At 53.0% G+C, this 11,698-nt stretch carries 9 protein-coding genes; all 9 read right to left on the minus strand.

All coding sequences use genetic code 11. The features are described from left to right. Positions 1–45: 45 nt before the first annotated feature. The 9 genes from MHH28_RS14140 to MHH28_RS14180 all read right to left on the minus strand — a co-directional run bounded on the left by MHH28_RS14140 (position 46) and on the right by MHH28_RS14180 (position 11,697). Entirely contained in the window at positions 46–1,974 is a 1,929-nt protein-coding gene (locus MHH28_RS14140; protein WP_405115898.1) for a stage V sporulation protein D, read from the minus strand. A gap of 90 nt (positions 1,975–2,064) precedes the next feature. Beyond that, the gene (locus MHH28_RS14145) at positions 2,065–4,296 is read right to left on the minus strand and encodes a penicillin-binding transpeptidase domain-containing protein (protein WP_405115900.1); all 2,232 of its coding nucleotides are present in this window, start codon (positions 4,294–4,296) and stop codon (positions 2,065–2,067) included. A 46-nt stretch (positions 4,297–4,342) separates the two neighbouring features. After that, positions 4,343–4,738, minus strand: a complete 396-nt coding sequence (locus MHH28_RS14150; protein WP_405115902.1) for a hypothetical protein — start codon at positions 4,736–4,738, stop codon at positions 4,343–4,345. A 23-nt stretch (positions 4,739–4,761) separates the two neighbouring features. Continuing rightward, complete coding sequence (gene rsmH, locus MHH28_RS14155; RefSeq protein ID WP_405115904.1) at positions 4,762–5,715, minus strand: 16S rRNA (cytosine(1402)-N(4))-methyltransferase RsmH; 954 nt, start codon at positions 5,713–5,715, stop codon at positions 4,762–4,764. 39 nt (positions 5,716–5,754) lie between these two features. Then, on the minus strand, positions 5,755–6,192 hold the full coding sequence (gene mraZ, locus MHH28_RS14160; protein WP_173128235.1) for a division/cell wall cluster transcriptional repressor MraZ: 438 nt from the start codon (positions 6,190–6,192) through the stop codon (positions 5,755–5,757). Positions 6,193–6,398: 206 nt separating this feature from the next. Further along, positions 6,399–7,670: an adenosylhomocysteinase gene (locus tag MHH28_RS14165; RefSeq protein ID WP_405115906.1), complete on the minus strand. Its 1,272-nt coding sequence runs from the start codon at positions 7,668–7,670 to the stop codon at positions 6,399–6,401. A 25-nt stretch (positions 7,671–7,695) separates the two neighbouring features. Then, on the minus strand, positions 7,696–9,327 hold the full coding sequence (gene bshC, locus MHH28_RS14170; protein ID WP_405115908.1) for a bacillithiol biosynthesis cysteine-adding enzyme BshC: 1,632 nt from the start codon (positions 9,325–9,327) through the stop codon (positions 7,696–7,698). Between the two features lie 203 nt (positions 9,328–9,530). Next, the gene (locus MHH28_RS14175; RefSeq protein WP_405115910.1) at positions 9,531–10,493 is read right to left on the minus strand and encodes an ABC transporter ATP-binding protein; all 963 of its coding nucleotides are present in this window, start codon (positions 10,491–10,493) and stop codon (positions 9,531–9,533) included. Positions 10,494–10,749: 256 nt separating this feature from the next. Further along, positions 10,750–11,697: an ABC transporter permease gene (locus MHH28_RS14180; protein ID WP_405115912.1), complete on the minus strand. Its 948-nt coding sequence runs from the start codon at positions 11,695–11,697 to the stop codon at positions 10,750–10,752. Position 11,698: the final 1 nt, after the last annotated feature.

Raw genomic sequence — 11,698 nt, forward strand, 5'->3', positions numbered from 1 at the left:
TTATAATTTGGCTAAATTATCCATAAAATTATTAAAATATACGTTTTAAGGTTCACTTGGCGTTCCCATGTAAATCCGGATGGTAGAGCCCTGCTGCACTCTTGCACCGGGCTTCGGAGCCTGATTGATTACGGTATTGCCCGAGCCGGAACGGACCAGCATGAAATTCATATTCAGGTCCTCATAGATATCCTGAACGGTTGCTCCCGTAAGATCTGGGACCGTCACTATGGGAGTCTCCCCGTATTTATAGGTTCTAGGCAGCTGATCCTTACGCTGTGGTACCTTCAGATACAAAAGAGAATCCTCAAGAATATTCTGGACAATCGGAGCGGCTACTACACCCCCGAACTGAATTCCCTTCGGATTGTCAACCGCTGTATAGACCACGATCTGCGGATCATCCGCCGGCGCAAAGCCGATAAAGGATACGATATGCTCCGTAGGAGAATACCGTCCGTTGATTACCTTCTGTGCTGTCCCTGTCTTGCCGCCCACACGGTAGCCGTCAATGAATGCCGGCCGGCCGGTGCCTTTGGCAACCACGCTCTCAAGGGCAGCCCGCACCTTCTTCGAGGTCTCCTCCGAGATTACCTGCCGCACTTCCTCCGGCTCGGTCTCGGACACCACGTTGCCGGTATCGGGGTTAATCCAGGCCTTGGCGACATGCGGAGTATACAGCCTGCCGCCGTTGATGGCTGCCGATACCGCCGCAATCTGCTGGATCGGCGTGACGGATACCCCTTGGCCGAATGCAGTGGTCGCCAGCTCCACCGGGCCCACCTGGGCCGGCTTGAACAGAATCCCGTTCGCTTCACCGTTCAGGTCGATCCCCGTCTTGCTCCCGAAGCCGAAATCCCGGATGTACTTGAACAGCGTATCCTTACCCAGACGCTGCCCCAAGGCTACGAAGCCCGGGTTGCAGGAGTTCTCGACTACTTCAAGGAAGGTCTGGCTTCCGTGCCCGCCCTTCTTCCAGCAGCGCAGCTTGGCTCCGCCGACCTCAATATAGCCCGGATCGAAAAAATGCTCATGCTGCAAATCCACCTTTCCTTCCTGCAATGCCGCAGCCAGCGTGATGATCTTGAAGGTGGAACCCGGCTCATACGTCATCCAGATCGGAAGATTCCGGTTATAGACTTCGGCATCGTATTCCTGATAAGTCCCCGGCTCATAACCCGGCCGGCTCGCCATAGCCAGAATCTCACCGTTGCGCGGGTCCATGGCAATAGACCAGGCTCCCTGGGCCTGATATTTCACCATGGCCTGATCCAGCTCGCGTTCCATAATGGATTGAATCTGCTTGTCGATGGTCAATTGCAGGCTAAGTCCATCCTGCGGCTCGGTGTACTTCTCGGAGGACCCCGGCATCAGCCGGCCTCCGGCATCAGAGAGATAGGAGATATTGCCCGCACTTCCCTGAAGCAGCTTATCATAGATGCTCTCAATCCCGGTAATCCCCTGATTGTCGATTCCGGTGAAGCCCAGAATATGTGCGGCCAGATCCCCGAAGGGATAATACCGTTTGTTATCCTCAGCGACAACGATGCCCGGCAGCTGCAAATTACGGATGCTCGCGGCAAGCTCCATCGTAATTTTGCGGCCGCCGGGCTGCAGTTTCACTGAGGCCTTCTTTTGGGTCAGCAGTGTGACCAGCTTCTCCTCGGTCATCCCGAGCAGCGGAGCCAGCCGCTTCGCGGTCTCTTCCTTCTCCTTCACCTGTACCGGAATGGCATAGACCGTCGGTGAGCTGATATTGTAAGCCAGCGCCACGCCCTCCCTGTCCAAGATCTCGCCGCGTTTGGCGGTGAAGGGGATATTCCGCCGCCATAAATCCTCGGCCCTCTCGCTCAGCTTCTCACCCTGGGTTAACTGTACATAGGCAAGACGCACAGCCAGCGCGCCGAACAATACGGCCAGTCCCAGCAGCGTCCACAGCATTCTCCGCCGGCTTACGACTTTTGACACCTTCATTGTGTTCTCCCCGCTTTCGCTCATAGACATGATCTCTTACCTTCATGACTATTCGGGACAAACAGGGGTTAGAACAAGCCTGTATGAGCGTTACTCTGCCGCCTCTTCCTTATCGGTCTCATCTGCCAAGGCTACAGGAATGTTCTCGCCATATTCATTGAGGGGGCTCAGCTTCAGCGCTACCTGCACCTTGCCCTTATTCTTGGCCTGGCTCTGCTCTGTGACATAGCCTTCACCCTCCACGGAGATTCCCACCTTCAGCAGGTTCAGAATCTCCAGGGCATCGCGCAGGGATTGTCCGCGCAGATCAGGAAGCGTCACGTTCTCTCCCTGCTCGCTTAACAGATAGATCCGCTGTCCAGCTGTCAGGGCGGTGCCTTTCTCTGGGTACTGGCTGACTACACTCGCTCCTTGACCTACAGCTTCAAAATCAAAGCCCTGATTAATCAGCAGCTGTCTCGCCGCCTTCACCGTCTTGCCGGTCAGATCCGGCGCCGTGCGCTGGGTGGCAGCCTCGGCCTTCACCGTCTTCTTATCGGCAGGCTTGGCGACATCACCAGCTTTGGGTACGCCCATATAAGGAAGCGCCTGGGAGACGATATCTTTGAAGACCGGACCCGCAGCGGCGCCGCCGCCCGCAGCATCGGCAGGCTCGTCAATAATGACGAAGACTGCGATCTTCGGGTCATTGGCCGGTGCATAACCAAGGAAGGAGGAGCGAACCTTGTCGCGGTCATACCCGCCCTTACCATCGGGCTTAATCGCCGTACCTGTCTTGCCCGCTACCCGGTAACCCTCGATATAGGCATGTCTGCCGGTACCGTGCTGCTGATCAGCCACTACCTGCTCCAGATAACTGCTTGTCTCACGGGCACTCGCCTCGGAGAGCACCTGACGCACCACCTCTGTCTGCGTGACCGTAGTCTTGCCGGTATTCGGATCAGTAACCTCCTTCACCACATGCGGCACGAGCAGCTTGCCGCCGTTCGCAATCGCCGCCACCGCAGCGAGTTGCTGAATCGGAGTGACCAGCAGTTTACCGTGACCATAAGCAAGTGTAGCATTCTCCACCGCTCTGTTCGGATCAGGGTTGACAATACCCGTAACCTCTCCCGGGAGGTCAATGCCCGTCTTTTCCGTGAACCCGAAATTCGTGATATACTGCAGCAGCTTGTCCTTGCCCAGCATCTGATAACCGAGCTTGACGAACGCAACGTTGCTTGAACGCTTAACCCCTTCCAGGAAGGTGATCGTTCCGTAACCGGCTCTGTTCATATCATAGATAGGCTTGCCATATCCCTTAATCCGGACGGAACCGGACTGGAAGGTGGCATTCGGATTGAACAGCTTCTCCTGCACAGCACCGGCCAGCGGCACAATCTTGAACGTTGAACCAGGCTCGAATCTCGTCATAATCGCATGATTAAAGAAGCCCGCCGCATCCTGATTTTGATCGTAATATTCATTCGGGTTAAAGGTCGGCATATTGGCCAGACCCAGAATCTCCATCGTGTTCGGGTCGGCAGCAATGACACTGATCGATTTGGGCTTGTACTCGGCAAATGCCTTCTTCATGGCCTCTTCAATATATAATTGGATCGTGCTGTCGATCGTCAGCTTATAGTTGCTTCCATTCACCACAGGCTGGAACGTATCCTTGGAATCGGGCAGCTTGATGCCCTTGCCGTCACTCTGGTAATTCAGCTTCCCGTCTGTACCGGAGAGCTGTTTGTCCAGATACTTTTCCAGACCCATCATCGCTTTGCCGTCCCTGTCGGTATATCCCAGAATATGTGCAGCGAGTGAATCCTTCGGATAATAACGCTTCTGTTCCGTGACGAGACCGACTCCGGTTTCCAGCGTATTATGTTCTTCCTTCAGTTTATCTACAAAAGCTTTCACTTTATCGGCCATCTCCTGGTTAATCTTCCAGCCTTCATTACGGATCTCGCGGTTTTTCAGATATTCCCCGTCTTTATCCTTAGCCTCCACCAGCTTCTTCAGCTCATCCGCCGGTTTGTTCAATAGCTCATGCAGACCCTGAATTACCTCTTCACCGATCTTTTTCTCGGCAATGACTTTAGGGTTAACCACCACCGTGTAAGCAGGCACATCGCTTGCCAGAACACTGCCGTTACGGTCTTCGATCACCCCGCGGACAGCCTTGATGGTTGAAGTATGCGCCCACTGCGTAGCTGCGACCTCCTGCCACTCCTTGCCTTGCAGGACCTGAATCCAGAATACTCTGGCAACTAAAACAAGAAAAAAGAGGGTAATACACCCTCCTATAAACAGCGTGCGAAGTTTGATTCTCTTAACCATAAGGTACCTCACAACCTTTATTATTGCGACTGCCGTTGATCGCTGATTATTTACCGGCCTTGTCAGTAGCCTGGCTGCTAAGCGGAACATAGATAGTAGATTCCTCAGAAGGGACCACAAAGCCCATTTCCTTCGCCCGCGGAACGATCGTCTGCTCCAGCGTCTGCTTCTCCATCTTGTACGTGGCAATTTGCTTTTTGTTGCTCGCGATTTCGCTGTCCAGAATCTGGGCCTGCATGTTCAAATCGTAAATATGGACGTAACGCCAGATCAGGGAGGCTGCTACCAGAATAAAGGCTCCCAGTGTCAGCATGTACAAAAGCTTCTCCTGCAGCGGCAGCACTCTGCGCCTGGTGACAACTTTCGTTTTCTCACGGTACAGCGGGTTTGCCTCTTGTTTTCTCTTAGGTTGAACTGCTAAATTTCCGCGGGTATAAGCCATCTCTGATTCTCCTTTATCGTCATCTACAATTTCTCTGCGATACGCAGCTTGGCTGAACGGGCACGCGAGTTAAGCTCCAGCTCTTCTTCCCCGGGCACGATAGGCTTGCGGTTGATCAGCTTCAGCGTGCCTTCTGCACCACACACGCAGTACGGAAGGTCAGGCGGACAAGTGCAACGGCTCAGATAGCTGCTGAAAATCTGCTTGCAGATCCGGTCCTCTAGCGAGTGAAAGGTAATAACGGATACCCTTCCCTCAGGCGCCAGACAGCGTACAGCCGCATGCAGCCCTTCTTCAAAAGCACCCAGCTCATCATTGACGGCAATCCGCAGCCCCTGAAAACTCCGCTTGGCCGGATGTCCTCCGGTCCTTCTTGCCGCCGCAGGAATGCCTTCCTTGATCAGTTCGACCAGTTCTCCGGTATTCTCCACCGGGCGTTCTTCCCTGCGCTCTACAATCTTCCGGGCAATCCGCCGTGAGAATTTCTCTTCTCCATACTGGAAAAGCACCCTGGCAATCTCCTGTTCACTCCAGGTGTTGACGATATCCGCCGCGCTCAGCTGTGCCGACTGATCCATCCGCATATCCAGCGGCGCATCATGATTGTAGCTGAAGCCGCGTTCCCCTTCATCAAACTGCGGAGAGGATACCCCCAGATCAAAGAGAATTCCGTCCACTTGGGGAACTCCATCCTTCTGTGGAACAAACGGCAGTTCCTTCAGGATCTGCTCCAGATCGCGGAAGTTAGTCTTGACGGTTACCACCTTGTCGCCGTATTCGGACAATCTCTCTTTCGCGTTGTTCAGTGCCCAGTCATCCTGATCCAGACAGATCAGCCGTCCAGTGCCGCTAAGCTTGGATGCGATAAGGGCGCTGTGCCCGGCTCCCCCGAGCGTACAATCTACATATAGGCCATCCTTCTTGATGTGCAGCCCTTCTGTCGCCTCTTCTTTTAGTACCGTGATGTGGTGAAACAAGCTGCATCCCTCCAAGGCAGTAATTCGAATTGTTATGTTTTATAGATCAAAATTGAAATCCACCAATTTCTCGGCGATTTCGTTGAACGATTCCTCTGACTGTTCGAAGTACTGCTCCCATAGCTCCTTGTTCCAGATCTCCACCCGGTTCGAAACGCCCAGAATAACACAGTCCTTGTCCAGCTTGGCATATTGCCGCAGATTCCCCGGCAGATTCACTCTGCCTTGCTTGTCCCATACACACTCAGTTGCTCCTGAGAAAAAGAAGCGGCTGAACGCACGGGCATCCGATTTCATCAGTGAAAGGCTTTTGAGCTTTTGCTCCATGATTCCCCATTCTTCCATGGGATAAACAAACAAGCACGAGTCCAGGCCACGGGTCGCAACGAAGGAGGTTCCGAGCATTTCACGGAACTTGGCCGGGATAATGATCCGGCCTTTATCGTCAATGCTGTGCTGGTATTCCCCCATAAACATGCTTTATCCCCACCCCTGGATCCCAATTCCCCACTTTGCCCCACTTTTCACCACCTAAGCATAATAGATTCGCCGTTAAAAATCAAAAACCTTCTTCCGGGCGGAGGTAATTTTTTCTTTTTGTCAAGTGGTACTCTAATCTGTCCCGTAAACACGCAAAAGCCCGGGCCAATTGACTGGCTCCGGGCTCGTGCAGATCCATATCCTTAGTCGTTCAGATTCCAGCTGTCCAGATACTCCACTTGCGCCTGTGTCAGGCTGTCGATGGATATCCCCAGACTTTCCAGCTTGTAACGCGCTACCTGTTCATCCAGCTCATAGGGAACATTCTCCACTTTGACGCCAATGCTCTTATAATTGTCATTCACATATTTGAGGGACAAGGCCTGGAGTGCGAAGGTGGTATCCATAATCTCTGCCGGATGGCCATCGGCTGCGCCAAGGTTCACCAGCCGCCCTTCAGCCAGGAGGTACAGCTTGCGTCCGTCCTTCAGCTGATATTCTTCGATATTCTTGCGCACCGTCCGCTGGGACACCGAGCGCTCGGCCAGCTCCGGCTTATTGACCTCCACATCGAAATGTCCGGCATTGCAGAGAATCGCGCCATCCTTCATCACATCATAATGCTCTCCGCGGATCACATAGCGGTTACCAGTGACGGTAACGAAGAAATCGCCCTGCTTCGCAGCTTCCAGCATAGGCATGACATGGAATCCGTCCATGTGGGCTTCGACCGCTTTGATCGCATCCACTTCCGTAACAATTACGTTCGCCCCAAGTCCCTTGGCCCGCATCGCTACCCCTTTGCCGCACCAGCCGTAGCCCACCACGACCACGGTTTTGCCGGCCACAATCAGGTTGGTGGTGCGGACGATGCCGTCCCATGCTGACTGTCCTGTACCGTAGCGGTTATCGAACAAATATTTGCAGTAAGCGTCATTTACCGCCACCATCGGGAATTTCAGCATGCCCTGCTTCTGCAGTGCCTTCAGGCGGATAATACCCGTGGTTGTCTCCTCAGCTCCCCCGCGGATATTCTCCATCAGGTCGGGACGCTCGGAGTGCAGCAGGGTAGCGAAATCGCCGCCGTCGTCGATAATCAGGTCCGGCTTGCTCTCCAGTGCCCGGACGTTCAATGCCTTGAACTCTTCCGGGGAAGGATTGTATTTGGCAAATACAGTAATGCCGTCTTCAACAAGTGCAGCACACACATCGTCTTGGGTAGATAACGGGTTGGAGCCCGTAATCGTCACCTCAGCACCACCTGCCTGCACTACCTTGGCCAGATAAGCGGTCTTGGCTTCCAGGTGAAGCGTGATCGATACCTTGAGCCCCTTGAACGGCTGCTCGGCTTCGAACTGCTCCCGGATACGGTTCAGTACCGGCATATGCTGGCGAACCCAGTCGATTTTGAGATGCCCTTCGGGTGCAAGCGACATATCGGCCACAATGCTGTTGTGCTTGGATAATGAACTCATGGTAGGACCCCCTAGAATAATTTGCTTACATATAAATAATACGGTGTGTTCCGCTGTAGTCAGCAGGCACAGCCATCAATTCCTCCAGCCATTCCAGACCGTAACGGTTCAGATAATACATAATATTATAGACCCGCTCCTGAAGCTTACCCAGCGGCATCAGTGACAGCTCAATCCGTTCCCACTGGCGGAGTGCAGCTTCATTCTGCTTCTCCATCGCATCCAGAGCTTTGGCCTGCAGGAATGAGATCTGGTCGATAATCTTATCCTTGTTATTGCCGCCCAGCTTCAGCAGTCCTGCCTGAATGCTGCCAAGCTGTTCGATCAGCGGATCATACATCCCGGCGAAGGCTGTCTTGATCTCCTCGAACTTGTCTTCAAGCTTCAGTTCGTCCTGAGCGCTCAGCCACGCTTTGCGTTTATCATCCAGACCCGCCTGCACATCCGTGAAGGACAAGCCGTATTTATCCATATGCTTGCGAAGCGTTCCCTCAATGACTGTAAAAGACATGCGCGGAATAATCAGCGGCATCTGTCCGTCCATGACCTTGAAGGCCTGATGCGGAATTGCCCAGTAAGCCATTTCCCCTTGTCCAAGCACCGTAGCGAGTACAGGAAGTATATAGTCCTGCATCAGCGGGCGGGTTAGCACATTGTTGCTGAACCGTTCGGGATGGCTCTCCAGCAGCTCCAGCAGCTCAGAACGGGAGAACGAGACTGTTGCTTTCCGGTCTGCGAACCGCCCCTCCGCCTTATGGAGCAGAAGCCGCGCACCTTCATGGATGTAGAAAAGATTCGCATTGCCCGGCGTCACATCTGCCTGCAGCTCATATCCGCTATCCGTAATCCGTTCAGCCGCTGCAAGATAGGCTGTCTCCAGCTCGTCATTCCGTTCAATCATGGAGGCGAACATCGGCGCTTCAAGCCTGCGCAGGGCAGGATCAGCAGAATCCAGCAGAATTAGTCCGAATTTCCCGAACAATGCCCCCATCAGCTTAGCAAACGCCTCCGTCATATTCCCGGCACCTGTTGAAGCAGCGGTGACCAGCTCCATAAGCTGCGGTTTGAACTCACTGTCCTGGAGTAAGCCGTCCAGCTGCGCAACCGCCTGAAGCCAGCTCTCGGCATCCACCTTGATGTCACTGACCGAGGACCGCGGTCCTTCGCCTTTATCCAGCTTAATCTTGGCAATTTCGCCTGTCCTGTTCAGCACATAGGTATGATTGACCTCATCCCAGTCATGATCCTCCCCCGCAATCCAGAACAGCGGAACAACAGGGCGTCCGAGTTGCGCTGCGGCCTCACGGGCTGCCTGAATCACCGTAATGGCCTTATATACCACGAAGAGCGGGCCGGTGAACAAGCCGCTCTGCTGGCCGCCGGTCACTACCAGCGTTTCGGGCTGCTCCAGCAATTCAAGAGAGTGAAGAACAGCCTCATGGGTATTGTGCTTCCCGTTATAGCTGCGTAAATATGAAACGACCCCTGCGCGGTCTGCCCGCAGGCTTCCTGTACGGTCCAGCCAATCTGCACGTTCAGCCCGGCTCTCCCGGCTGCGGAAGTCGCCGCCATACAAATGTCCTACTGTGTCATAGTGATGTATATAGTCACTGGCGAGCGCAGATCCGCCCGGCAGTGGTTCCGGTACAACATTCATGGATAGTGGCCTCCTTGTTCTGCAATAACCTGCTGCTATATGTAATTCATAAATCGGTAAACCCTTTATGATTGTATCCAATGTTGGGTGTGGCGTCAAAGTAATATACGCCATCCTTATGAAGGATATGAAGAATATCCTCATATTGAAAGAATAGGCGAGAGCTGAATGCTCCCGCCTACGTTCCACCTGCCGTTTTAAGTTTAGGCAAATTGTTTGGCTACGAAATGTCCCTTGGACACCTCAACCAGTTCATAATCGCTGTCATTTGTCTTCTCGCCGGCCGCATAAATCGGGCTGCCCAGCTCATCATGCAGATGAATGCGTTTTTTGCTCGATTCCACTTCCGGGTCCGGAACCGGAATCGCAGAGAGCAGGGATTTGGTATAAGGATGGAGCGGATTTGCGTACAATTCTTCGCTTTCCGCCAGCTCGACCATTTTGCCCAGGTACATAACGGCCACACGGTCACTGATATGTTTAACCATGGACAAGTCATGCGCGATGAAGAGATAGGTAAGTCCAAGACGGTCCTGCAGCTCCTTGAGCAGGTTAACGACCTGTGCCTGGATCGATACGTCGAGTGCCGAGATCGGCTCATCACAGACGATGAACTTAGGGTTCACGGCAAGCGAGCGGGCAATCCCGATACGCTGGCGCTGCCCGCCGGAGAACTCATGCGGATAACGGGTGGCGTGATCATGGTTAAGTCCAACCATATCCAGCAGCTCTTCAATCCGCTTCTTGCGTTCCTGGCGGCTTCCGGCCAGACCATGAATGTCCAGTGCCTCACCGATGATGTCAGACACCGTAAACCGCGGGTTAAGTGAGGCATACGGGTCCTGGAAGATCATTTGCATATCACGGCGCATCGCCTTCATCTTGCCGCCGGACAATTTGTAGATATCTGTACCATTGTATTTCACGCTTCCTGCAGTCGGCTCATACAAGCGGAGAACTGTACGGCCTGCAGTAGTCTTGCCGCAGCCGGACTCCCCTACCATACCCAGGGTTTCGCCTTCGCGAATCGAGAAACTAATATTATCAACAGCCTTAAGAACTTTTCCTTTGCCTACATTGAAATACTTCTTAAGACCTTCTACTTCAATCAGATTCTTACTCAGACTCTTACTCAAACGAACTGCACCTCCTTCATTGTTGTGCATATGCCGGGAATTTCTTGAACATCTCCCGGCCTTACCAGCAAAATTCGTGGAGATATTGGTTAACGCGGGCCTCCGCATCGGTATTGCCCACCAGCTTCAGCAATGCAATCCCTTGCGTTATCGCTTCGGCCGCTGACATTTTCGATAGTGTGATCAAAACTTCGGTTATCTGTTTCCCCAGCTTGACGTTGGGTTCTAAGAGTTCATCGGGTCTTGAAGTATCATGCCAATATCTTTGCCGCGAATCCATTCCGTTCTATTTCTTCAGCTTAGGGTCAAGCGCATCACGCAGACCGTCACCAAAAATATTAAAGGAAAGCATCGTTAAACTGATCAGAATCGCAGGGAACAGGAAACGCCAAGGATAGTACATCCAGCCGGTCAGCGAGTCACTGATCATCGATCCGAGTGAAGCTATAGGGGCCTGTACACCAAGACCGAGGAAACTCAGGAACGCTTCGGCAAAGATGGCATTCGGTACAGACAGCGTAATTGTTACAATAATCGGTCCTACAGCATTCGGCAAAAGATGCTTGAACAGCAACCGCTTGGACCCAGCACCCATCGAACGCGAAGCCAGAACGAACTCACGGTTCTTAAGCTGCATAATCTCTCCGCGTACAATCCAGGACATCGTAATCCAGCCCGTTATCGTGAGCGCCAGAATAATGGTTCCCAGACTCGGCTCAAGTACAACCAAGAGCAGAATAACTACAAGCAGGTATGGAATGGAGTACAGAATTTCAGAGATTTTATTCATGATATTGTCTACACGGCCACCGAAGAAGCCCATAATCCCGCCGTAGATTACCCCGATGAAAAGGTCAATCGCCGCGGCGGCCAGGCCGACAATCAGCGAGATCCGTGCGCCGTACCAGGTGCGGACAAAGATATCACGCCCCAAATCATCTGTACCAAACCAGTGGTCGGATGAAGGAGGCTTATTGGTGCTGAGCAGATCATTAGAGTAGTAATTGTATTTTGAGAACAACGGACCAATAATCGCAGCCAGTACGATTAGACCGAGAATTCCCAGAGCCGTCATTGCCATTTTGTTCTGGCGCAGGCGTTCCCAGGAATCCCGCCAGGCGGACAGACTTTCACGCTGAATGACTTCAGCCTGTCCCTCATCAATTCCGATTTTACGGAAATCTTCCGGTTTCAGGTTCGCATTCTGCGATACCACATTTTTGTCAGAAGCCAAT

The sequence above is a fragment of the Paenibacillus sp. FSL K6-1217 genome (genome assembly GCF_045040735.1).
Classification (GTDB): Bacteria; Bacillota; Bacilli; order Paenibacillales; family Paenibacillaceae; genus Paenibacillus_AQ.